The following is a 23,334-nucleotide window of genomic DNA, read 5'->3' on the forward strand; positions in this document are numbered from 1 at the left end:
GGAAGACATGAGCGATAGCACCAACACCGGCCCGATGCTTGCCGCCGATGGCACGCCTCTGAAACGCAGCCTGCGCCGCGCTTTGCGCGCTCAGAAGATGCGAGCGCTGGCGCTGATCGCCCCCCTGTTGCTCTTTGTTCTGCTCACCTTCATCGCGCCGATCATTGATATGCTGTTCCGTTCTGTCGAGAACCAGATCGTGGGCAATACACTGCCAATGACTGTCGAGGAGTTGCGGGATTGGGATTCCGGCGATGCCCCCGACGAGCAGGTGTTCCGCGCCTTGTTCTTTGACCTTTTCCTTGCTGCCGAGGCCAAGGAACACACCAAGCTGGGCAGCCGTCTGAACTACGAGAAAAGCGGCATTTCCTCGCTCTTCCGCACGTCTGGGCGTGACATGAGCGACGTTGGAGAGGTGTTCCAAGACGCATTGCTCGAGGTTGATCCCGCCTTTGACGAGGCCGCGACATGGGTCGAGATGATGTCGGGTGGGGCTGGGGCAGAGCCCAATGAACGGCTGATGTCCAATCAGATTGCCCTCCTAGAAGCGCTGGAAGCCACAGAATTTAGTGGAGATGCCGAATTTCAGCCCGGTGCTGCGATTTCCGACATTCTACCCAATACGGCACGTGCCTATTCGGCCTTTGCGGCCTTTACCCAGTTTGTCGATGGCAAGAGCGTAACCAAGGAAGAGCCATGGGAGGCAGTTCATGCCGCCTTGGCGCTGGACCTTGAAGACCCGGCTACGAAAACGGCCATAGAGACCTATGCCGGACCCGGTGGCGATCTCTTGCGTGCTGCGGCAGCGGCGCAGTTGCCGCCTGTTGCGATGCGCGAAGCCTTTTTCGAGTCGAACAAGGAATGGGCAAATGTGACATTCTGGGAAACCATCAAGACCTATTCGCCGCCCTATACCACCGGCTATTTCCTCAACGCTGTTGATATGGAAAAGACGCCCCAAGGTATCGCCTTGCGCAGCGAAGATGAGCGTATTTATGGCATCCTCTTCCAGCGCACGATGTTCATGTCGCTGATGATTACCTTTTCCTGTGTTGCTTTGGGCTATCCCGTGGCGTGGATTCTGGCAAATCTGCCGTCACGCACCGCGAACCTTCTGATGATCCTTGTCCTGCTGCCATTCTGGACGTCGCTTTTGGTGCGCACCAGCGCGTGGAAGGTGATGTTGCAGCAACAAGGGGTTATCAACGACGTTCTGGTCTGGCTGGGGCTGGTCGCAGATGAGAGCCGATTGGTTATGATCAACAATCAATTCGGCACCATCGTAGCGATGACCCATATTCTGCTGCCCTTCATGATCCTGCCGATGTATTCGGTGATGCAGACCATTCCGCCGACCTATCTGCGCGCCGCCAAATCGCTGGGGGCGAACAATTGGACGGCGTTCTGGCGGGTCTACTTTCCGCAATCGGTGCCGGGCATCGGCGCGGGCTCGATCCTCGTCTTCATCCTTGCCATCGGGTATTACATCACGCCTGAGATTGTGGGCGGCACCACCGGCACGTTCATTTCGAACCGGATCGCCTATCACATCTCGTCCTCGCTCAATTGGGGCTTGGCGGCGGCGCTTGGCACGATCCTGCTTGCCGTGGTCCTCATTCTCTACTGGGCCTATGACAAGATCGTCGGCATCGACAACGTGAAGCTGGGGTAAGAGACATGAACGGATTCACACTGACACCTGTCGAAACCAAGCCACTTTCCTTCTCACTGCCGGTGATCGGCGCTGCAGGGGCCTTTGTTGGGCTGTTTGTCGGCACGGCGCATGGCTCGGGCTTGATGGGCATCGCGATTGGGGCCGTTGCGCTTATGGTCCTTGCCTATCTTGCGCTTGCAGTCTTTGGACTGGGGCAGGAGAAGACCACGCGCTGGGGCCTTATTGCGCTCTTTATCATTGCGGGCGTGCTTCTGGCTGGCTTGCCGGGGTTTGTGCTGGGGGTTCTGTCTGGCTGGTTTTTCTCGTGGTTCATCTTTTGGATCGGCGAAGGACGCTATCGTGCCAATCTGGCACCCTATCTGACCAGTGGTCAGGTGCTTTGGCACTATACGTTCCGGGTGATCTGTGGGGCGATCTTTGTATTTCTGATCACGCCCATTCTTGTGGTGATGCCGCTCAGCTTCAACGCGCAAAACTTCTTTACCTTCACACCGGAAATGCTGCGGTTTGATCCCGCCGGATATAGCCTCAAGCATTATCAGGATTTCTTTACCTCCAGCGGCTGGCAGCAGGCGTTGCGCAATTCGTTGGCGATTGCGCCGGTTGCGACCCTATTGTCGGTCAGTTTTGGCACCTTGGCGGCGATTGGCCTCAGCTCAGAGCATGTGCCGTTCCGCCGCGCGATCATGGCAATTCTGATCTCACCGATGATCGTGCCGCTCATCATTTCTGCGGCAGGGATGTATTTCTTTTATAGCCGCATTGGCTTGCAAGGCACCTATTTCGGCGTGGTTCTGGCGCACGCGGCGCTGGGCATTCCTTTTGTGATCATCACGGTGACGGCCACGCTTGTGGGCTTTGACCGCTCACTCACGCGCGCGGCGGCGAATATGGGCGCAGACCCCGTGACCACCTTCTTTCGGGTGCAGATGCCGCTCATCCTGCCGGGGGTGATTTCGGGCGGGCTCTTCGCATTTATCACCTCGTTCGATGAGGTGGTCGTGGTGCTCTTTGTCGGTTCGGCCAATCAGCAAACCCTGCCTTGGCGCATGTTCACTGGCTTGCGTGAACAGATCAGCCCGACCATTCTGGCGGTGGCGACGCTTCTTGTCGTGATCTCAATCGCGCTTTTGACAACCATGGAATATTTGCGACGCCGGTCTGAGCGGTTGCGCGGCATGAGCCCAAGCTAGTCGCGCATCCCTGACGCCACGTCGCGCTTTGGTCGGGGGAGGTCTCCGGCATAGCGTAACGGGGCAGAGGGAGGCGGGCCATGATCTATGACTACATCATCGTGGGGGGTGGATCGGCGGGCTGCGTGCTTGCCGCGCGGCTAAGCGAGGACCCCGGCCTATCCGTCTGCCTGATTGAGGCGGGCGGGTCTGGGCGCGATATCTTCATTCGTGCGCCGGGTTTGGTGGCAGCGATGGTGTCTGGGCGACCCAAGATAAACAACTGGGCGCTCAAAACTGTGCCACAGCCGGAATTGAACGGTCGGCAAGGGTTTCAGCCGCGCGGGCGTGCGCTTGGCGGCTCTAGCGCGATCAACGCAATGCTCTATGCACGCGGTCATCCCGGCGATTATGACGAATGGGCCGATCTGGGCTGTGATGGCTGGGACTGGCAGAGCGTGCTGCCATGGTTTCGCACGGCAGAGCGGAACGCGCAGCACGGTGACGCCCTGCATGGCCAATCCGGACCACTACAAGTCACCAACCAAAATGCGCCCCGTGCCATTTCTGAGGCTTTCGTAACCGCCTGTGAGAGCCTGCAAATCCCCCGCAATCCCGATTTCAACGGCGCGACCCAAGAGGGCGCGGGGCATTATCAGGTGACGCAGTTCTTTGACGGCCCACAGCGCGGTGAACGGTGCTCTGCTGCTGCTGCCTATCTTTTCCCGGTCCTGACACGGCCCAATCTGACGGTGATCACGCAGGCCATGGCTGAGCGGGTGATCTTTGACGGCAAGCGCGCCACCGGCCTACGCTATCGCCACAAAGGGCGGGTGCGCGAGGCGCGCGCGCGGCGGGACGTGATCCTGAGCAGCGGTGCTTTTGGCTCTCCGCATCTCTTGATGCTTTCGGGCATCGGCCCGGCCGAGGCGTTGCAGGCGCATGGTATAAGCCCGGTGCATGACCTGCCCGGAGTGGGTGAGAACCTGCAAGATCATCTGGACTATATCCTTGCCGAAACCTCTAAGCGCGACGATGTCATCAGCCTTGATCCCAAGGGCCTCTGGCGTCTGGGAAAGGCGGCGCTTGAATGGCGCAAGACGGGGAAGGGCCCGTTCACCACACCCTATGCTGAGGCCGGAGCCTTTCTGCGCTCTGAGCGCACAGTGTCTCGGCCCGATCTGCAACTGCATTTTGTGATCGGCATTGTCGAAGATCACATGCGAACCCTGCATTTTCGCCCCGGCTATTCGTGTCATGTCTGCGTGCTGCGGCCCCATAGCAGGGGTCGGGTGACGCTACGCTCTGCCCGCCCTCAGGATGCGCCTTTGATTGACCCCGCGTTCCTTAGCGACAGCCGTGATCTGACCCTGATGATGCAGGGTGCGCGGCAGATGGATGCGGTGCTGCGCGCGCCTGCGTTGGCACCTTGGCGCAAAAAGCGGTTGCACCCCCACGACTGGACCGATGCGGCACTTGAGGCAGATATTCGCGCCCGCGCCGACACGATCTATCACCCGGTCGGCACCTGCGCGATGGGGCAGGGCGCTATGGCGGTTGTTGATCCGCAGGCGCGTGTTCATGGGCTTGAGGGGCTGCGCGTGGTCGATGCCTCGATTATGCCCCGCCTCGTGGGGGGCAATACCAACGCGCCCACGATCATGATGGCAGAAAAGATTGCGGCGGCGATGATGGGGCGTTCTGCCCCGGATCAGGCGCGATAACGCGCGAGAAACATCTCAACCGCGCCATTGACCACACGCTCTATATCCGCTGGCTCTACTTCTTTGCACATGCCGCACAAGCTGCGCATAAAGAGATCGCTTTTGCATAACTCGCCAAACTGGTTGGCGGCGAGATCCATGTCGTCAATTTTGAGAATCCCGGCATCGACATAGGGGCGCAAGACTTTGCTTAACCGTTCGCGCACAAGGTCTGGTCCAGAGGCATAAAATCGGCGTCCCAATTCGGGAAACCGATGCGCCTCCGATACGCAGATGCGAAACATTTGTTGTCCGAAGTCTGACAAAAAGAACCGAACGATCCGGGTGGCTGCCTCGTGCAAGACATGATCAATGGTCGCGCCCTTAGCGATTACTTCCATCGCCTCTTCGGCCTGCCGGTTGCATTCAAGCCGCGCGACTTCGGAAAAAAGCAGCCGTTTATCCGGGAAATAGCTATAGAGGGTCGCCTTGGACACCTGCGCCTCACGCGCAATTTCGTCGACGCTGGCGCCTTCGAATCCATCCCGCATAAAGACGCGACGCGCCCCTTCGAGCACCTGGTCGAACTTGCGGCCCTTCTTGATTTCAACGGCGGGTGCCGACATCCAATCCCTCCCCAAAGGTCGGAACAGTGTAGTCGGCGCATGCCCGTAACCGCAAGCCCGTCTGCGCGCGGTCACGGGAGGCTGTTTCTGACGCAGATTATCGGTCGATTCCTGCATTACCTTGTGTCACGGGGGCAGGCGCGGGCGCAGGGTAGGTCAGTGTCGGTGTCAGGCTGTTGGTGTCAAAGCTGAAAGCCAAGACAGGGGCCGCGATGAGGCTGAGCGAGAGGGTAAGAACGATCAAGGCGCTTTTCATATCGAACTCCATAACTGAACTGTTGCGTTCAGATATATAACTAAACAGATCGGTTTAGAAAGCAAGATAAAAATGAACCGATTAGTTCACTTTTACGCATACATCCCCCTTTGCCTTCGCAGAATGTAGCGCTAAACTGATTTAGAATAATTCTAACTGAGGTGTCCGATGATTCCCGGTATGACGTCCCGCCGCCGTTTTCGCGATCTCAGCGAACAAGAAATTCTCGCATTGGCGATCTCCTCGGAAGAGGATGACGCGCGCATCTATCGTTCTTATGCAGAGATGTTGCGGCAAGATTTTCCGGATACCGCTGCCATCTTTGATGGGATGGCGACCGAAGAAGATGGCCACCGTCACCGCCTGATCGAACTGCACCGCAGCCGGTTTGGCGAGGTGATCCCCCTGATCCGGCGCGAGCATGTTGCCGGGTTCTATGCGCGACGTCCTGTCTGGCTGATTGAAAACCTCGGGATCGAGCGTATCCGCGACGAGGCCGAGGCGATGGAGCGCGATGCTGGTGCGTTTTATCTCAAGGCGGCACAGCGCACCACCGATGCCGACACCCGCAAATTGCTTGGGGATCTCGCCGCCGCCGAGGCTGGTCATCAAACCCGCGCCGAAGAGCTTGAGGCTGAGCATCTTGATGCCGATGCGCGCGACGCCGAGGATCGCACCGCCAAACGCCAGTTTGTATTGACATGGGTGCAGCCGGGGCTTGCCGGATTGATGGATGGCTCCGTGTCCACGCTCGCCCCGATCTTTGCCACGGCCTTTGCCACGCAGGACACCTGGACCACGTTTCTTGTTGGTCTTGCGGCCAGTGTCGGCGCAGGCATTTCCATGGGCTTTACCGAGGCTGCCAGCGACGATGGCGAACTCTCTGGGCGCGGCAGCCCGATCAAGCGCGGTTTTGCCTCTGGGATCATGACCACCGTTGGCGGGTTGGGCCATGCGTTGCCTTATCTCATTCCGGATTTCTGGACTGCCACAATCATCGCCTTTGTGGTGGTGTTCATCGAGCTTTGGGCGATTGCCTGGATCCAGAACAAATATATGGAAACGCCGTTCTTTCGCGCGGCGTTTCAGGTTGTTCTGGGCGGTGCGCTGGTCTTTGCCGCTGGCGTGCTGATCGGCAGTGGCTGACGGGCCATAGCAAGTGTTGCGACGAAAGGATGAATGGCGGCGATTGACCCTGCCCCTCAACCTGCTACCACACAACGCATGCTAAGTATCTTTCTCCAGACCCTACCTTTCTTCATGATCATCGGGCTAGGGTATGGCGCCGGGCGCACCGGGTTCTTTCCCGAGGAGGCGACGGCGTGGTTGACGAAGTTCGTCTTTTACTTAGCTCTTTCGGCGATGCTGTTCCGCTTTTCGGCCAATCTCACGCTGGCGGATGTGTTGGATTGGAATTTCATTCTTGCCTATCTCTGGGCCACGGCCTTTGTCTATGGCATCGCCACGGCTGTAGCGCTGGTGCGCCGCGTGAATATCCAAGAGGTCGCTATCGAGGCCCAATGCGCGGTCATCGGCAACGTTGGTTTTCTGGGTGTGCCGATGCTGGCCATGCTGATGGGGGAAGCGGCGATTGGCTGGGTGATGATCGTCTTGGCGGTGGACCTTATCGTATTTGGCTCGCTTGTGGTAATCCTGATTACCGGCACGCGGGATGGTCGGCTCAGCCTTGGTATCTTGCGCACCGTCGGAATGGGTCTCTTGAAAAACCCGATGATCGTCTCGATCGTCCTGGGCCTCACATGGTCCGGCCTGCGCCTGCCTATTCCAGATCCGATCAACGATTTCGTGCGCATTCTGGGCGGGGCGGCCACCCCCGGTGCGCTCTTTGCCATCGGCGCATCGCTCGCGTCGAAATCGGCTGAGCGACCTCATATCGCGGGATGGCTTTCTTTTTGCAAACTTGTGCTGCACCCGGTTTTCGTGGCCTTTGCCGTGCTCGTCTTGTTCGAGGTTGATCCCTACGCCGGGGCGGTGATGATTGCGGCGGCAAGTCTGCCCGTGGCGGGAAATGTCTTTATGCTCGCCCAGCATTATGGCGTGGCACCCAAGCGTGTGTCGTCCTCGATCCTGATTTCAACTGGCGCTGCCATTGTCACGGTGTCGCTTGTGATCGGTTGGGTGAACCAACTTTACTGAACAGTCCTACGGACGTGAGAGGAGAACATGATGAAAACGGTTTCGGAAAATACCTGTTTTGGCGGCACGCAGGGCGTCTATACCCACGCCTCCGAGGTGTGTGGCGTTGACATGACCTTTGGCCTCTTCCTGCCGGCTGAGGCGCAGGATGGGCCGGTGCCGGTGCTGTGGTATCTCTCGGGCCTGACCTGCACCCATGAGAATGCCATGGTCAAGGCCGGCGCACAGGGTTGGGCGGCAGAGCAGGGCATCGCACTCGTGTTTCCGGATACAAGCCCGCGCGGCGAGGGTGTGGCCAATGATGACGCCTATGATCTGGGGCAGGGGGCCGGGTTCTATGTGAATGCCACGCAATCCCCTTGGGCGCCGCATTTCCGGATGTGGGATTATATCGCAACCGAATTGCCAGCGTTGATCGGTGAGACTTTTGCCGTGGACATGGACCGTCAGGCCATTACCGGGCATTCGATGGGCGGGCATGGCGCGCTCACGCTGGCGATGTCACTGCCGGGGCGGTTCCGGTCCGTGTCGGCCTTTTCCCCCATTTGCAATCCCACCAACAGCGATTGGGGTCGCAAGCAATTCACGGCCTATCTGGGCGCAGACGAAGCCGCCTGGGCAGCGCATGATGCCAGCCTGCTGATGGCAGAGCGTGGATTTGATGGGCCGGTTCTGGTGGATACCGGCACCAAGGACCAATTCCTTGACCTGCTGCGCCCCGAAACGCTGGCCCATGCCATGACCGCCCGCCGCCAAGAGGGCACCTTCCGGATGCAAAAGGGCTATGACCACAGCTATTTCTTCATCTCGACCTTCATGGAGGATCACGTGACCTTCCATGCCGAGGCGCTCTATGCGGATTAAGACATGAGCCATTATGATCTGATCATCGTTGGCTCGGGTCCTGCGGGGCGCGCCGCCGCCATTCAGGCGGGCAAGCTCAAGCGTCGCGTGTTGGTGATTGACCGCAAGGATCGGTTGGGCGGCGTGTCGGTGCATACCGGCACGATCCCGTCCAAGACGCTGCGCGAGACGGTGCTCAACCTGTCGGGTTGGCGTGAGCGCAGCTTTTATGGCCGCGCTTACCGGGTCAAGGACAACATCGGTGCCGAGGATCTCAAGGCGCGGCTGCACATGACCTTGGATCACGAGGTTGATGTTCTGGAACATCAGTTCAACCGCAACCACGTGGATACGCTGCATGGCATGGCGCGCTTTGTTGATGCCTATACCATCGAGGTTGCAACCGAGGCGGGCGATGTCACGCGCCTGACTGCTGACCGCTTTCTGATCTCGACCGGGACCAAGACCCATCGCCCCGACACTGTGCCCTTTAACGGGCGCACCGTTGTGGACAGCGATGAGTTTCTTGAGCTTGCCCGGATTCCGCGCAGTCTGATCGTGGTGGGCGCGGGCGTGATCGGGGTGGAATATGCCACGATGTTTTCCGCGCTCGACGTGCGTGTGACCTTGATCGAGCCACGCGATACATTTCTCGATTTCATCGACAGGATGCTCATTCAGGATTTCACCCATCAAATCCGCGAGAATGGCGTTGATCTGCGGCTGGGGTCCGCGATCGAGCGGATCGAGGACGCGGGCGAGCATATCGAGGTGAGCCTTGCCAATGGTCGCCACGTGCGCGCCGAAATGCTGCTCTTTGCTGCGGGGCGGATGGGGGCCACTTCGGCGCTCAATCTGGCGGCGGCGGGGCTGACGACGGATCATCGCAACCGTATTGAAGTTAATCGCAAGACCTATCAAACGGCTGTGCCGCATATCTATGCTGCGGGTGATGTGATCGGGCATCCAAGCCTTGCCTCGACCTCTGTGCAACAAGGGCGCGTTGCGGCCTGTCATGCGCTCGACATCCCGACCCTGCCTGAAAGCCCGTGGTTTCCATATGGCATCTATTCCGTGCCAGAAATTTCCACCTGCGGCATGTCGGAAGAGGAAATGCAGACGCGCGGTATCCCCTATGAGGTGGGCGTTGCACGGTTCCGCGAAACCAGCCGCGGGCATATCATGGGGCTGGAACATGGCATGCTGAAAATGCTGTTTTCGCTCAAGACGCGTCGGGTTCTGGGCGTGCAGATTGTAGGCGAGGGGGCAACGGAACTCATCCACATTGCGCAGGCGGTTTTGAACCTCAAAGGCACGGTGGATTATTTCGTGCAGAACACCTTCAACTATCCCACCTTGGCTGAGGCCTATAAAATCGCGGGGCTTGATGCCTTCAACCGGATGCCCATTCCCGAGGAATATAAGGTAAAGCGTGAGGAAGCCAACCCAGAGGCTTCCTGACGGTTTGTACGATTAAAAACGCCCCCCTGATCACTCAGAGGGGCGTTTTCACGGTCAATGAACCACAGCGTCCTGCGGGGGCTCTTGTGTCGTGCTGCCAACCCGGTTTCCGATGATCAACCCTTCGGGGCCTGCTGTAACCGGCACCACCGCCCCATCGAGGATTTCCCCGGACAAGAGCGCCTCTGCCAGAGGGTCTTGCAACGCGCGCTGGATCACCCGCTTGAGCGGACGCGCGCCGTAGACCGGATCATAGCCTTCATCCGCCAGCCATTTATGGGCCGCGTCATCCAGTTCCAATTGGATCTTGCGGGCTGCCAGCCGCTTGAGCAGGCGTGCCATCTGGATATCGACGATGCCATCCATCTGTGGCCGCGTGAGGCGGTCAAACACCACGATCTCATCCAGCCGGTTCAGGAACTCGGGCCGGAAATGCGACCGCACCGCGTCCATCACATCGCGCTTGGCGGTCGCGGCATCGGCCCCTTCTGGCAATTGGCTCAGAGCTTGGCTTCCAAGGTTCGACGTAAGGATGATCAGCGTTTGCTTGAAATCCACGGTGCGGCCCTGACCATCGGTCAGCACACCATCATCAAGCACCTGCAAAAGCACGTTGAACACCTCGGGATGCGCCTTTTCGACCTCGTCGAACAGGACCACCTGATAAGGTCTGCGGCGCACGGCCTCGGTCAACACACCGCCCTCGTCATAGCCGACATAGCCCGGAGGCGCACCGATCAGACGCGAGACCGAATGTTTCTCCATGAACTCGCTCATGTCGATCCGGACCATGGCACTGTCGTCGTCAAATAGGAATTCTGCCACGGCCTTGGTTAATTCGGTCTTGCCCACGCCGGTTGGCCCGAGAAAGAGGAAACTGCCCAAGGGGCGCCCCTCGTCGTTCAGCCCAGCGCGCGCGCGGCGCACGGCATTGGCCACGGCCTTGACGGCGGTGTTCTGCCCGATCACGCGGCGATGCAGGTTGGCTTCCATCCCGAGCAGCTTGTCGCGCTCGCCCTCCAGCATCTTGGCTGTGGGAATGCCGGTCCAGCGTTCCACCACCTGCGCGATTTGCTCGGGGCGCACGGCCTCTTCGACCATGACGCCATCATCGCCTTGGGTTTCGGCCTCGGCCAGCTTTTTCTCCAGCCCCGGAATGACACCATAGCTCAGCTCACCGGCACGCGCGAGATTGCCCTCGCGCTTGGCGATGTCCAGCTCGGCGCGCGCGCGGTCAAGCTGTTCTTTGAGGTCGCGCGCACCGGCCAGCTTGTCGCGCTCAGCCTGCCATTTGGCGGTCATCTCGGATGAGCGCTGTTGCAGATCGCCCAGCTCCCTTTCCAGCTTTTCCAGCCGATCCTTGCTGGCGGCGTCGTCCTCTTTCTTGAGCGCTTCGGCCTCGATCTGCTTTTGCAGGATTTCGCGGTCAAGCGCGTCCAACTCTTCGGGCTTGCTGTCCACTTCCATACGCAGCCGACTTGCGGCCTCGTCCATCAGGTCGATGGCCTTGTCGGGCAAGAACCGGTCGGTAATGTAGCGATGCGAGAGCGTGGCGGCGGCGACAAGCGCCGAGTCAGAGATGCGCACACCGTGATGCAGCTCATACTTTTCCTTGATGCCGCGCAGGATCGAAATCGTATCCTCGACCGTTGGCTCCTCGACCACCAGCGGTTGGAACCGGCGGGCAAGGGCCGCATCCTTTTCTACATGCTTGCGATATTCATCGAGCGTCGTTGCCCCGATACAGTGCAATTCACCACGCGCGAGGGCGGGCTTGATCAGGTTTGCGGCATCCATCGCGCCATCGGCCTTGCCGGCACCGACCAGCGTGTGCATCTCGTCGATGAATAGGATGATTTCGCCTGCGGCCTGCGTCACCTCGTTCAGCACGCCCTTGAGCCGCTCTTCGAACTCGCCGCGATATTTCGCCCCGGCAATCAGCGCGCCCATATCAAGCGACAAGAGCCGCTTGTTGCGCAGAGATTCCGGCACGTCGCCATTGACGATGCGCAGGGCAAGCCCCTCAGCGATGGCGGTTTTACCCACCCCCGGTTCCCCGATCAAAACGGGGTTGTTCTTGGTGCGACGGCTGAGCACCTGCATCGCGCGGCGGATTTCATCGTCGCGACCGATGATAGGGTCAATCTTGCCCTCGCGCGCTGCTTTGGTCAGGTCACGGGCGTATTTCTCGAGCGCCTCGTAGGTGTCCTCTGCCGATGCGGAATCTGCCGTGCGCCCCTTGCGGATATCATTGATCGCTTCGTTGAGCTTTTGCGCCGAGACAGCCCCTGCCTCTAGCGCATCCTTGGCTGGGGATTTCACCAGGGCCAGCGCGGTCAGGATGCGTTCCACGGGAACAAAGCTGTCGCCCGCCTTTTGTGCCAGTTTCTCGGCCTCGGCCAAAACCTTGCCGGTCTGCTGATCCATATAGGTTTGCCCTGCATCGCCCGAGACACGCGGAATCTTGGCCAGAGCGATGTCATTCGCTTGCGTCACGCGTTCGGGCGCGCCACCGGCGCGTTTGATCAGGTTGCTGGCCAGCCCCTCGGGGTCGTCAAGCAAGGCTTTCAGGATATGTTCTGGGGATAGTTTCTGATGGCTTTCGCGCATCGCGATGGTCTGGGCGGCCTGAATGAAACCACGCGACCGTTCCGTGAACTTGTTGAAGTCCATGGGCTTTCTCCTTTTGACAAGCGTTCCCCCGGTGGCGCACCCAGCATTAGGCATGCGGCGGTCGGGGACCTCTCACCATAAATGGGTAACAGTGCCGTGAGGTTCAAGACGGATCGCGCCGGAATCGCGTGAGCGGCACTTTTTCGTGAGAGGGACTTGGCAGGACCTGCTGCAATACCGATCTGTCGCAGAGTTATCCACAGGGCTATGTCGCCCTATAAAGAGGATAGAAGCCATGACAGAGCAGGCAGTGAGACTGGAAGCGATCGGATACAATCCCGAATGGTCCGCCTTTTTCGCGCGGGCCGAAGTGGTCGACGGGCAGGAACGGTTGGTTTATCCCGTGCTTTTCCGGGCACCTCTGACCGCAGAATTCGCAAGGGTGACTCACGGTTTGATGGAGCATGCGCGGTATCTGCATCGCTCTGGCCGGTCCGACCTTCGGCTGCGCCGGGCGACTGTCCGCCCTGTGCCACCAATTGCCGCCTGACTCCGCATCCCGAAAAAAGATGCAAAATCGTCGTGATTTCACCGTGAAATCGCGTAAGGCTATCTTTAGTATCAAGCCTGTAAACAACCGGCGTCATGCGCCGTTTGCCCTGTAAAGAGTAATAAGGTTCGTAAGATGCATATCATCAAGGTCCGCGCGCGCGAGATGCGCCGTGATAGTCACGCTGCCTGCGTCAGTGGCGTGTTGTTGCTGGAAACGGAAACCGGCCAAATCAGCCTGAATGTCACGGTGCCAGCAAAAGAGGCGAGCCATAACGCATTGTGGCTGGATGCCTTGCGCCAATTGCAGCGCTTGCCTGAGTTTCGGCGCAACGGGCGTCAGATCACCTTGGCTGATACCGCTTTTGACGGGATGTGCGCAGAGGCTTGACGCCGCGCATCGCCGCCGCGACAAGGGCGCTATCCGACAGCAGAGGACCGCGCCCCATGACTGATGACCGCCTGATCGTAGCCCTTGATGTGCCCAATGCGCTGGAGGGTCTCCAATTGGCAGAGCAATTGGGTGCCTCGGTCGGCTTTTACAAGATTGGCCTTGGCATGCTGACGGGGGGCGGATTGGCCCTCGCTAACGAGTTGAAAACCGAGCAAGGCAAGCGAATTTTCCTCGACATGAAGCTCTTTGACATCGGCGCCACGATCGAGGCGGCGGTGCGGGGACTGGCCCAGTTCGATCTGGATTTCCTGACCGTACATGGTGATCCGCATGTGGTGCGCGCCGCCAAAGAGGGGGCCTCGGGCAAGCCGATGAAAATCCTTGCGGTTACGATACTCACCTCGCTTGATCGCGCCGATCTCGATGCTGGGATGATCAAATCGGGCGATCTGCCTGATCTGGTGGCCGAACGCGCGGGCCGTGCCTTTGACGCCGGGGCCGATGGGGTCATTGCCAGCCCGCAAGAGGCGGCGATGATCCGTGCCCTGCCCGAAGCTAAGGGTCGCCTGATCGTCACACCGGGTGTGCGCCCTGAAGGCAGCGCTTTGGGTGACCAAAAGCGGGTGGCAACCCCGGCACAGGCCATCGCTGACGGGGCCGACCACATTGTCGTCGGCCGGCCCATTTGGGCGGCACAAGATCCACGCGCGGCGGCCGAGGCGATTCTGTCGGAATTGCGTGGCTGAGAAAGTCTGGAATTTCTGGAGCGGGTAACGGGAATCGAACCCGTAACTGAAGCTTGGGAAGCTTTCGTGATACCTTTTCACCATACCCGCCGCGGAGCTGTGGATAGCACCGTCACTTGGCCAGCTTCAAGCGAAAACTTGTGGGTCAGGCCTGTGCAAACGGAATGTCGGGTTTGGTTCACGCGCCAAAGCGGATCACAGTTTGCCCCTTGGGGGTGGTGCTGCGATAGACCACCGTATCTGGCAGGTGCAGCGTCAGCGGCACCTCTGCCTGTTCAGCGCGCCACGGCTGTTTAAGGTCAAGGCAACTGGCCTCGGCGCCGGTGTAGTCACCGCGCGCCGAAACGCGGCGCAGATTGCCCAGATCCCGCGCAATTTCTTGGCCTGATTGCATCACGTGACTGCGGCGCAAAATCTCGCGCCCCAGCCCCTCGGTTTGAGCGTCCTGACCCGGCAGGTCGGACCAGACCCCGCAAAGATGCGCACGCCCATTGATCGGCCGCAGTTCGGCGGCAAGGCGCAGGCCCCCACCGCTGCTATAGCGCCCCTCGATAACCTGCGATGCACTCGAAAGCGGCAGGGTGCGGCTGTTACGGACCAAAAGCGGGATAACCTCCAGCGCCGTACTCATCGCGCCGGTGCCGGTCTGGGCAAAGTCGATCTGCGGACCACTGCCGCCGCCACTGCTGCGGCTGATCTGCTTGCGCGGCATGAATACTTCGGGCACGCGGCCCGTCTGCCACGTCAGAGTGGTCAGGATGCACCCCGCTGGCGCACCCGCGTAATCAAGCCGTGGGGCGATCTGGGGCAGGTCCCCCAGATTCTGCGCAATGCGCTGGCCATCCACATACACCGTCGCCAAGCGCACGATCTCGCGGGCGGCACCTTTGGTATAGCTCGATTGGCTCTCGCTCTCGGACCATACTCCGCACAGGGCGGTGCGCCCATCGGTCGTGGGGCGCAACTCGGTCGCAATGGTCAAGCCGCCACCGTTGCTGAAGGTGCCATGTGCGAGGCTTACTCGCTCACTGAGCGCGGTTTGCGCCTCTGCCCCCCCGACCAGTCCGAGGATCAGGGCAAAAGTGATGGCGATCTGCGGCATGAGGTTCTCCGGTGCGGTTTATGCCAACCTAACAGCGCACGCGCACCGGCTCAATTGCCGTCATCCTTGGACAGGATGATGTCGGCGTCAGACCGCCACTTGCAGCAATTGTTCCTCAACCATCCGATCCGCGAGGGTTGCAGGGCTCAGGTCTTCGCCCGTTGCGCGCGTCAGGATATGTGCCATGCGCGCCTGCATCGCGCCCAGCCGCTCTTCGACCCAAGGCGCGCGTGGGCTGATCCGCAGGATTTCGGCAGCGACATTGATGATCCCGCCACCATTGGCGACGTAATCGGGCAGATAGAGAATGCTGCGCGCGCGCAGGCGCTCTGCATCCTCGGGCGTAGCCAGTTGGTTATTGGCGGCACCACAGATCATCTTTGCCCCGATCTCGGGGATGCTCCGGCTATTGAGCACGCCACCAATGGCACAGGGCGCAAAGATATCCGCGTCAACGGCATGGATGGTGCGCGGATCGACCATGGTTGCGCCGAATTCGCGTACCGTGCTGTCTGCATGGGCCGGGTTCATATCCGCCACGCTCAGCTTTGCGCCCGCCTCGTGGAGCAAGTGGCAGAGGTGCCAGCCGACATGGCCCAGCCCCTGCACCGCCACATGGCGACCGCTGAGGGTGTCTGTGCCCCAAAGCTGCGCCGCGCCGGCGCGCATCGCGCCCAAGACACCGCGCGCCGTCACTGGCGAGGGATCGCCACTGGCATGCGCCCCGCAATCCAGCCCCGCGACAAACCGCGTTTCGCGGGCAAGCTCAGCCATATCCTCGGGCGACATGCCCATATCCTCGGCGGTCCAATAGCGTCCTTGCAGCATGTTGATCGCACGGCCCATGGCGCGCAGCAACGCCGGCGTCTTGTCGCGCGCGGGGTCCCCAAGAATAACCGCCTTGCCCCCGCCCAACGGCAGACCGGCGGCGGCGTTCTTGTAACTCATGCCGCGCGACAGGTTGAGCACATCCTCAAGGGCGGCGTCGTCACCCTCGTATACGCGCATGCGCAATCCGCCCGCAGCCGGGCCAAGCCGTGTGGAATGTAGCGCGATAAATCCGCGCAATCCGCTGGCGTGATCCTCGACGCGGTAAACTTCCTCATGGGTTGGGCTGGCAAGACGTGTGAGCATGTTGGACTCCTCCTTGCCCGCAAGGTAAGAGCGGTCAGGCGCGATAAAACAGCAAACTCATGTCAATCGCGTGTGACTTTTGGGTGATATCTCTAACAACAGGGGGCAAAACAGGAAAAATGGATCGCATTGACCGCCAGATCATCGCCGCCCTGCAACGCGATGGACGTCAGCGATTGGCCGATTTGTCGACGGCAGTGGGCCTGTCGCCCACGCCTCTGGCGCGGCGCATTGCCCGGCTTGAATCCGATGGGGTCATCACGGGTTATGCCGCGCGCGTGGATCAGGAAAAACTTGGCCTGCCACTGAATGCCTTCATCTTTGTCGAGTTAGAGCACCACACCCGTGATGCGATCACAGCGTTTGAGAACCGACTTCGGCGGTTTGATGAGGTGATGGAATGCTACCTGATGACCGGCACACGCGATGTCCTCTTGCGGGTGGTGGCGGCAGACCTGAAAGATTTTGACCGGTTTCTTGAGGATGGGTTGATGCAGACACCCGGTATCCGCTCCATGCGGTCAAGTTTCGCGTTGCGTACCATGATCCGGCGCGACGCGCTGCCAGAGGTCTGAGCGGTGCAGCGGTTCGATGTGATCGTCATAGGGGCCGGGCCTGCCGGTGCCTCGGCTGCTTATGTGGCGGCGCGTGCCGGGCTGCGCGTGGCCCTGATCGACCGCAAGACCTTTCCACGCGAAAAACTTTGTGGTGGCCTCATCACCGGACGCGCGCGGCGGCATTACGCCGAGATTTTCGGGCATGAAATGCCATTTGATCCACAGGACCGCAAGACTACGGTGGATTTCCGCTATCGTGGTCAGCCGGTGGGTCTGATCGAGGACGCGCCAGCCCTTTGCGCCACAATGCGCTGGGATATGGATGCGATGCTCTGCGGGCATGCGATGGCGGCTGGGGCGCAGGATTATACCGGGCATGCAGTGGCCGAGATCGACTGTGACGCGCGGAGAGTGACGCTCAAAGACGGCGCTATACTGCAGTATGAGGTTCTGATTGGCGCGGATGGTGTCAATTCCCAAGTGGCGCGTGCGCTCTTTGGTCAGCCATTTGACCGGCAGCGCATTGGGTTTGGGCTTGAGATTGAGGCGCGCGGCGCGCATCTAAATCCTGCGGGGCCAATCCGGATTGATCTGGCGGCGGCGCAATGGGGCTATGGCTGGGTCTTTCCCAAACGGTGCTCGACCACGGTTGGGGTGGGCGGTCTCTTGTCGGAGAACGCGGATATGAAACAGGCCATGTCAGCCTATTGCGAGATGTTGGGCATTGACGCCGCAGACCTGCACGTCAAAGGTCAATTCCTGCCTTTTGGAGATTTCCGCAAAATGCCGGGGCAGGGCGCCGTGCTGCTTGCAGGCGATGCGGCGGGGTTGGTTGATCCGATCACTGGCGAAGGCATCGGCTATGCCATGCAGAGCGGGCAATTGGCGGCAAAGGCGGCCCTTGCGGCGCTGAACGCGGGGCGGCCCCAGACTGCACTCAGTCACTATCGCCGCGCGTTGCGTCCCGTGCATCGCGCCCTGCGTATGGCGCGGCTGATCCGTCCAGTGATCTTTCTGCCTGCGCTCGAGCCTGGGTTTGCCCGTGCCTTTCGACGCTCCTCCACCTTGCGCCATGAGTATTTGCGCCTGATGGCGGGCGAGGTCGAGTATGGTCAAATACTGACCCGTCTCGTGCTCCGCCTGCCCCGCCTTGGGCTACTGGCCCTGCGCGCACGTTTCTGACAGGGATGGAAGGATGGGGGACGCTGTCCCCCAAACCTTCAGAGTGCCGCTTTGAACAGCGCCGTCAGATTGGCCTCGGTCAGCGTCACCGGGTTGCCGCCGCAGCTTGGGTCGGTCAGCGCATCGCGCACGAGGTCGGGAATCGCCGCCTCGGTCACACCGAGATCACGCAGGCTGCGCGGAATCCCGAGGCTGTCGTTGAAGTCCTGCACAAAGGCGCGGAAGCCATCGTAGCCGCCGGTTATGCCGAGATATCCCGCCGCCCGGTCGAACCGGGCGCGGATCACGTCGGCGTTCAGATCCAGCACTGCTGGCATACAGACCGCATTGGTGGTGCCGTGATGGGTGTTGAAATGCGCGCCAATCGGATGGCTCATGGCGTGGATCGCGCCCAGACCCTTTTGAAACGCGGTGGCCCCCATCGCGGCCGCACTCATCATCTGCGCGCGCGCTTCGATATCCGTGCCATCGGCATAGGCGCGCGGCAAGTAGTCGATCACAAGGCGCATACCCTCTAGCGCGATGCCCTGCGACATCGGGTGGTAATGCGGGCTAGAGAACGCCTCGACGCAATGCGCAAAGGCGTCAAGCCCGGTGCCAGCGGTGATGAATTTTGGCATGCCGACGGTCAGTTCGGGATCGCAGATCACGACCGTGGGCAGGAATTTGGGGTGAAAGATGATCTTTTTCGCATGGGTCACGGAATTGGTAATCACGCTGGCGCGCCCCACTTCCGAGCCGGTTCCGGCGGTGGTGGGCACGGCGATGATCGGCGCGATGGCATCCGCATCGGCGCGTGTCCACCAATCGCCCACATCCTCGAAATCCCACACGGGCCGTGTCTGCCCCGCCATGAAGGCCACGCATTTACCCAGATCAAGACCCGAGCCACCGCCAAAGGCGATCACCCCGTCATGCCCGCCTGCCTGATAGGCGGCAACACCGGCGGCAAGGTTGATCTCATTGGGGTTGGGATCAACTTCGGAAAACATCGCCCGGCCAAGGCCTGCGGCCTCGAGGATATCGAGCGCCCCCGCCGTGACAGGCAGGCCCGCCAGCCCCTTGTCCGTGACAAGAAGTGGGCGCTTGATCCCGGCCTGTGCGCAGGCGGCGGGCAGTTCAGCAATCCGGCCAGCGCCGAATTTGATCGCGGTCGGATAGGACCAGTTGGCAGTCAGGGTCATTTCGTCACCTTCTTGAGATGGTAGGATTTGGGGCGCGTGAGGTTGTGATAGCCGATCACCGACAGACCACCGCCGCGCCCGGTGTTCTTGCAGCCGGTCCAGCAGAGGCCGGGATCGAGGTAATCGGCGCGGTTGAGGAAAACCGTGCCGGTCTCGATGCGGTCGCCCACCGCCTGCGCGCGGTCGACATCGGCGGTCCAGAGGCTGGCGGTTAGGCCGAATTCGCTGTCATTCATCAGCGCAATCGCCTCTTCGTCCGAGGACACCGGCATGATGCCCACCACGGGGCCAAAACTTTCGTCGCGCATGACGCGCATCTTGTGGCTGACATTGGTCAGGATTTGGGGCGTCAGATACGCGGCACCGTCGTCCTCGGGCATCGTGGCGATATGCGCCTTTGCCCCCATTTCCAGCGCTTCGGCCACCTGTGCACGCACCTCTGCGGCAAAGCGCACATTGGCCATTGGCCCGATAGTGGTTTCAGCGTTCATCGGGTTGCCCAGTTTATAGGAATTCACCAGCGCCACGGATTTCTCGACAAAGGCATCGAACAGGCTCTGATGCACATAAATCCGCTCGATCCCGCAACAGCATTGACCCGAATTGAACATCGCCCCGTCGATCAGCGTCTCGACGGCGGCGTCAAGATCGGCGTCTTCCATCACATAACCGGGGTCTTTGCCGCCCAATTCCAGCCCAAGCCCCGTAAAGGTGCCCGCCGCCGCGCGCTCCATCGCGCGCCCGCCGCCCACCGAGCCGGTGAAGTTGATGAAATTGAACGCTCCGCCCGCAATCAGCGCCGATGTGGTGTCATGATCCAGAAACACGTTTTGGAACACATCCTCCGGCACGCCCGCAGCATGAAACGCACGTGCCATGCGTTCGCCCACCAACAGCGTTTGCGTGGCATGTTTCAGCACCACGGTATTGCCCGCGATGAGCGCGGGCGCCACGGTGTTGATCGCGGTCATATAGGGGTAATTCCATGGGGCCACGACGAAAACCACCCCATGCGGCACGCGCTTGATATAGCGCAGGAAGGTGGCATCTTCGCCCACGGCGATATCCGCCAGCGCGCTCTCGGCAATCGTTGCCATATGGCTTGCACGCTCGTTGAAGCCGCGGAATTCGCCGCCATAGCGCACCGGGCGGCCCATCATATGCGCCAGTTCCGGCACGATCTCGTCGTTCATCGCGCCTATGGCGGCGACACCGGCCATCACCAGATCAATACGCTCTTGCAGGGGGCGCGCGGCCCATGCCGCCTGTGCTGCCCGCGCGCGGGCCGCCACCGCTTGCGCCGCCTCCAGCGTCAGGACGGGGCGCTCGGCATAGACCGTTCCGTCAATGGGAGAGATACATTTCAACATTTGCATGATCGCATCCTTGATCGCGGGCATGGTGCCCGTCCTTTCGTCGTTCCAAAAATACTCAAATCCGCGCGTGCGGCACTCAGGCCCGCTCGAATCCGCGCGCCACCTCGTAATCCGTGACCACGCGGTCGAAATCCTCGATCTCGACCTCAGCGGCACGGGCATAGTGATCTATGACCTCGTCGCCAAAGGTTTCGCGCAGAAATTGAGACTGCTTGAGGGTGTGATAGGCATCCCGCAGCGTTTCCGGGATGCGCCCCGTCTGGCCGCTATAGGCATCGCCCGTCGCGGGCGGGGCCAGTTCCAGCTTGTCCTCGATGCCCTTGATCCCTGCTGCGAGCATCGCCGCCATGGCGAGATAGGGGTTGAGATCCGATCCGCCCACGCGGCATTCGACGCGCACCGCCTTGGACCCCTCGCCACAGAGGCGAAAGCCCGCTGTGCGATTGTCCACCGACCACAAGATGCGGGTGGGGGCAAAGGTGCCCTTTTGGAACCGCTTGTAGCTGTTGATATAGGGGGCGAGAAAATAGGTGTAGTCGGGCGCGTATTTCAGCAGGCCCGCCATGTAATGCTTCATCAGTTGCGACATCCCAAGGCTGTCTTGGGGATCAAAGAACGCGGGTTTTCCATCCTGCCACAGCGATTGATGCACATGGCTGGAAGATCCCACGCGCCGGTGATCCCATTTCGGCAAGAAGCTGGCGGCATGCCCCTGCTGCCATGCAATTTCCTTGATCGCATGCTTGGCGATGGTGTGGTAATCGGCCGTATCAAGAGCGGGGGCATATTTGATGTTCAGTTCTTCTTGCCCTGCCTCCGCCTCGCCTTTGGTGTTCTCGATGGGCAGACCGGCGGCATAGAGATGATTGCGGATGGGCCGCATCACATGCTCTTCCTTGGTGGTCTGGAAGATATTGTAATCCTCGTTATAGCCCGAGAGCGGCGTCAACTCGCGATAGCCGGATTTGCGGATGTCGTCATAGCTTTTCTCAAACAGGAAGAATTCCAGTTCCGTCGCCATCATCGCGTCAAAGCCCATGGCATCAAGCCGCGCCATTTGCCCCTTGAGCATGGCGCGGGGGCTGTGCGGCACCGGTGCATGGGTGTGGTGATCCAAGACATCGCAGAGCACCATCACCGTGCCTTCGAGCCACGGCATTGGGCGCAGCGTGCTCAGGTCGGGTTTCATCACATAGTCGCCATAGCCACGTTCCCAGCTTGTGGCGGCAAAGCCTTCGGGTGTGGTCATTTCCAGATCGGTGGCCAGCAGGTAGTTGCAGCAATGGGTCTCTTCCCACGCGCTGTTGACGAAATGGCCAGCGTGAAAGCGTTTGCCCATAAGGCGGCCCTGCATGTCCACAAGGCACACAAGCACGGTATCCACCTTGCCCGCCGCGATCTCTGCCTTGAGGGTTTCGAATGTCAGCCCCATGATGTGCTCCGTCTTTCCGTATCTGAACGTCTTTAATGGTTTCGGGTTGCGGGTAAAAGCGCCCCCCGGTGTGATGCCGGGGGGCGGTGTTATCAGGTATAGCGATAGGGCCGACCGGCCTTTTGCATGTCGGCGTTATATTTCTTGAAGATTTCGACAACCTTGGCCTTGGTCGGGCTTTCGGCGGCGATCTCATCCCAGAACACAAGGGCTGCATCCTCGACTTGCTGCCATTCGGCATCGGGAATCGTGGTCAGCTTCATCTTGTCCCCATTGACGCGCAGGCTGGCCTCGCCGCCCCAATACCACCACTGGCGATAGTAATGCGACTGGTCACAGCAGACCCGGAACAGGGTTTGCAGATCCTCGGGCAGTTCGTTCCAGCGGTCCATATTGGCAAAGAACGACCCGGCCCAAGCGCCCGAGATGTTGTTGGTCAGGAAATAGTCGGTCACATCGGCCCAGCCCACCGTGTAATCTTCGGTGATCCCCGACCATGCGATTCCGTCCAACTCGCCGGTCTGCACCGCAACCTCGATGTCTTCCCACGGCAAGGTTACGGGGACGACGCCGAACTGCGTCAGGAACCGCCCCGCCGTCGGGAATGTAAAGACGCGCTTGCCTTCCAGATCCTTGAGGCTGTTGATCGGCTCTTTGGTGGCGAAATGGCAGGGGTCCCATGCGCCCGCGCTGATATGCTTGACGCCGACCTTGGAATATTCCTCATCCCAGATTTCATTCAGCCCGTATTGGTTGAAAAGTACGGGCACATCCAGGCTGTAGCGGCTTGCAAAGGGGAAGTAGCCGCCAAAGACCGTCACTTCGGTTGGGCTTGCCATGCTGTCATCGTCGGACTGTACCGCATCAATCGTGCCGCGTTGCATGGCGCGGAACAACTCGCCTGTCGGCACCAGCTGATCGGCAAAGAAAAGCTCGATCTGCATCCGGTCGCCTGCGATCTTGTTGAACATGTCGATGGCGGGTTTCACCACATGCTCGGCCAGCGCGGCCCCGGCATAGGTCTGCATCCGCCAAGTGATCTTGGATTGCGCCAACGCGGGTGTGGCGAGCGGAGCGGCCAGCGCGCCCGCTCCAGCAGCGGTCAGAAACTTGCGTCTTGTGGTCATCGTCTTCTCTCCTTGTTGTGAAATCCGGCCCCTGTCCAGGGCTCT

General features: G+C 60.3%; 21 protein-coding genes and 1 tRNA gene. 12 read left to right on the forward strand and 10 right to left on the reverse strand.

Annotated features, from left to right (window positions below):
* The first annotated feature begins 7 nt into the window (after positions 1-7).
* From ROSMUCSMR3_RS10980 to ROSMUCSMR3_RS10990, 3 genes are all read left to right on the forward strand, one after another.
* Positions 8-1,672 carry an ABC transporter permease gene (locus ROSMUCSMR3_RS10980; RefSeq protein ID WP_081507342.1) on the forward strand — a complete coding sequence of 555 codons (1,665 nt, stop codon included), beginning with the start codon at positions 8-10 and terminating at the stop codon, positions 1,670-1,672.
* A 5-nt stretch (positions 1,673-1,677) separates the two neighbouring features.
* Positions 1,678-2,868, forward strand: coding sequence for an ABC transporter permease (locus tag ROSMUCSMR3_RS10985; RefSeq protein ID WP_081507343.1), 1,191 nt, complete (start codon positions 1,678-1,680; stop codon positions 2,866-2,868).
* Between the two features lie 80 nt (positions 2,869-2,948).
* Positions 2,949-4,571, forward strand: coding sequence for a GMC family oxidoreductase (locus ROSMUCSMR3_RS10990; RefSeq protein ID WP_081507344.1), 1,623 nt, complete (start codon positions 2,949-2,951; stop codon positions 4,569-4,571).
* Here ROSMUCSMR3_RS10990 and ROSMUCSMR3_RS10995 read toward each other — a convergent pair.
* Entirely contained in the window at positions 4,559-5,176 is a 618-nt protein-coding gene (locus tag ROSMUCSMR3_RS10995; RefSeq protein WP_008279784.1) for a TetR/AcrR family transcriptional regulator, read from the reverse strand. The two genes, ROSMUCSMR3_RS10990 and ROSMUCSMR3_RS10995, sit on opposite strands and share 13 nt — an antisense overlap.
* 97 nt (positions 5,177-5,273) lie before the next feature.
* The gene (locus tag ROSMUCSMR3_RS21450; RefSeq protein ID WP_162655199.1) at positions 5,274-5,432 is read right to left on the reverse strand and encodes a hypothetical protein; all 159 of its coding nucleotides are present in this window, start codon (positions 5,430-5,432) and stop codon (positions 5,274-5,276) included.
* A 168-nt stretch (positions 5,433-5,600) separates the two neighbouring features.
* On the opposite strand from ROSMUCSMR3_RS21450, the gene mbfA reads away from it, so the two are divergent.
* The 4 genes from mbfA (at position 5,601) to sthA (ending at position 9,893) form a co-directional block, all read left to right on the forward strand.
* Positions 5,601-6,578: an iron exporter MbfA gene (gene mbfA, locus ROSMUCSMR3_RS11000; RefSeq protein ID WP_008279782.1), complete on the forward strand. Its 978-nt coding sequence runs from the start codon at positions 5,601-5,603 to the stop codon at positions 6,576-6,578.
* Between the two features lie 78 nt (positions 6,579-6,656).
* Positions 6,657-7,589 (forward strand): AEC family transporter, encoded by a 933-nt coding sequence (locus ROSMUCSMR3_RS11005; RefSeq protein ID WP_081508606.1) that lies wholly within the window; start codon positions 6,657-6,659, stop codon positions 7,587-7,589.
* A 30-nt stretch (positions 7,590-7,619) separates the two neighbouring features.
* The gene (gene fghA / locus ROSMUCSMR3_RS11010) at positions 7,620-8,453 is read left to right on the forward strand and encodes an S-formylglutathione hydrolase (RefSeq protein WP_081507345.1); all 834 of its coding nucleotides are present in this window, start codon (positions 7,620-7,622) and stop codon (positions 8,451-8,453) included.
* 3 nt (positions 8,454-8,456) lie between these two features.
* Complete coding sequence (gene sthA / locus ROSMUCSMR3_RS11015; RefSeq protein WP_081507346.1) at positions 8,457-9,893, forward strand: Si-specific NAD(P)(+) transhydrogenase; 1,437 nt, start codon at positions 8,457-8,459, stop codon at positions 9,891-9,893.
* A 54-nt stretch (positions 9,894-9,947) separates the two neighbouring features.
* Here sthA and clpB read toward each other — a convergent pair whose 3' ends face one another.
* Entirely contained in the window at positions 9,948-12,566 is a 2,619-nt protein-coding gene (gene clpB / locus ROSMUCSMR3_RS11020) for an ATP-dependent chaperone ClpB (protein WP_081507347.1), read from the reverse strand.
* 235 nt (positions 12,567-12,801) lie between these two features.
* Between clpB and ROSMUCSMR3_RS11025 the strand changes: the two genes are divergently transcribed.
* The 3 genes from ROSMUCSMR3_RS11025 to pyrF all read left to right on the forward strand — a co-directional run bounded on the left by ROSMUCSMR3_RS11025 (position 12,802) and on the right by pyrF (position 14,195).
* Positions 12,802-13,056 (forward strand): hypothetical protein, encoded by a 255-nt coding sequence (locus ROSMUCSMR3_RS11025; RefSeq protein WP_008279777.1) that lies wholly within the window; start codon positions 12,802-12,804, stop codon positions 13,054-13,056.
* A 135-nt stretch (positions 13,057-13,191) separates the two neighbouring features.
* Positions 13,192-13,446 carry a hypothetical protein gene (locus tag ROSMUCSMR3_RS11030; RefSeq protein WP_008279776.1) on the forward strand — a complete coding sequence of 85 codons (255 nt, stop codon included), beginning with the start codon at positions 13,192-13,194 and terminating at the stop codon, positions 13,444-13,446.
* Between the two features lie 56 nt (positions 13,447-13,502).
* Positions 13,503-14,195, forward strand: coding sequence for an orotidine-5'-phosphate decarboxylase (gene pyrF, locus ROSMUCSMR3_RS11035; protein WP_081507348.1), 693 nt, complete (start codon positions 13,503-13,505; stop codon positions 14,193-14,195).
* Between the two features lie 16 nt (positions 14,196-14,211).
* On the opposite strand, the gene ROSMUCSMR3_RS11040 is transcribed toward pyrF, so the two are convergent.
* From ROSMUCSMR3_RS11040 to ROSMUCSMR3_RS11050, 3 genes are all read right to left on the reverse strand, one after another.
* A tRNA-Gly gene (locus ROSMUCSMR3_RS11040) sits at positions 14,212-14,285 on the reverse strand.
* Positions 14,286-14,373: 88 nt separating this feature from the next.
* Positions 14,374-15,297 carry an orotidine 5-phosphate decarboxylase gene (locus tag ROSMUCSMR3_RS11045; RefSeq protein WP_081507349.1) on the reverse strand — a complete coding sequence of 308 codons (924 nt, stop codon included), beginning with the start codon at positions 15,295-15,297 and terminating at the stop codon, positions 14,374-14,376.
* Positions 15,298-15,384: 87 nt separating this feature from the next.
* On the reverse strand, positions 15,385-16,431 hold the full coding sequence (locus ROSMUCSMR3_RS11050) for a Glu/Leu/Phe/Val family dehydrogenase (protein ID WP_081507350.1): 1,047 nt from the start codon (positions 16,429-16,431) through the stop codon (positions 15,385-15,387).
* A 119-nt stretch (positions 16,432-16,550) separates the two neighbouring features.
* Here ROSMUCSMR3_RS11050 and ROSMUCSMR3_RS11055 point away from each other — a divergent pair, with 119 nt between their 5' ends.
* Both ROSMUCSMR3_RS11055 and ROSMUCSMR3_RS11060 read left to right on the forward strand, forming a co-directional pair.
* The gene (locus ROSMUCSMR3_RS11055; RefSeq protein ID WP_081507351.1) at positions 16,551-17,006 is read left to right on the forward strand and encodes an Lrp/AsnC family transcriptional regulator; all 456 of its coding nucleotides are present in this window, start codon (positions 16,551-16,553) and stop codon (positions 17,004-17,006) included.
* Between the two features lie 3 nt (positions 17,007-17,009).
* Positions 17,010-18,170: a geranylgeranyl reductase family protein gene (locus ROSMUCSMR3_RS11060; RefSeq protein ID WP_081507352.1), complete on the forward strand. Its 1,161-nt coding sequence runs from the start codon at positions 17,010-17,012 to the stop codon at positions 18,168-18,170.
* Positions 18,171-18,208: 38 nt separating this feature from the next.
* Here the strand turns inward: ROSMUCSMR3_RS11060 and ROSMUCSMR3_RS11065 are convergent, their stop codons facing one another.
* The 4 genes from ROSMUCSMR3_RS11065 to ROSMUCSMR3_RS11080 form a co-directional block, all read right to left on the reverse strand.
* The gene (locus ROSMUCSMR3_RS11065) at positions 18,209-19,354 is read right to left on the reverse strand and encodes an iron-containing alcohol dehydrogenase (RefSeq protein WP_081507353.1); all 1,146 of its coding nucleotides are present in this window, start codon (positions 19,352-19,354) and stop codon (positions 18,209-18,211) included.
* Positions 19,351-20,754: an aldehyde dehydrogenase family protein gene (locus ROSMUCSMR3_RS11070; RefSeq protein ID WP_420541221.1), complete on the reverse strand. Its 1,404-nt coding sequence runs from the start codon at positions 20,752-20,754 to the stop codon at positions 19,351-19,353. Before ROSMUCSMR3_RS11070 ends, ROSMUCSMR3_RS11065 begins: the two co-directional genes overlap by 4 nt.
* Positions 20,755-20,806: 52 nt before the next feature.
* Positions 20,807-22,162, reverse strand: a complete 1,356-nt coding sequence (locus ROSMUCSMR3_RS11075) for a glutamine synthetase family protein (RefSeq protein WP_081507354.1) — start codon at positions 22,160-22,162, stop codon at positions 20,807-20,809.
* A gap of 92 nt (positions 22,163-22,254) precedes the next feature.
* Positions 22,255-23,289, reverse strand: a complete 1,035-nt coding sequence (locus tag ROSMUCSMR3_RS11080; RefSeq protein WP_008279766.1) for a TRAP transporter substrate-binding protein — start codon at positions 23,287-23,289, stop codon at positions 22,255-22,257.
* Positions 23,290-23,334 lie beyond the last annotated feature (45 nt).

The organism is Roseovarius mucosus, from assembly GCF_002080415.1.
GTDB classification, from domain to species: Bacteria; Pseudomonadota; Alphaproteobacteria; order Rhodobacterales; family Rhodobacteraceae; genus Roseovarius; species Roseovarius mucosus_A.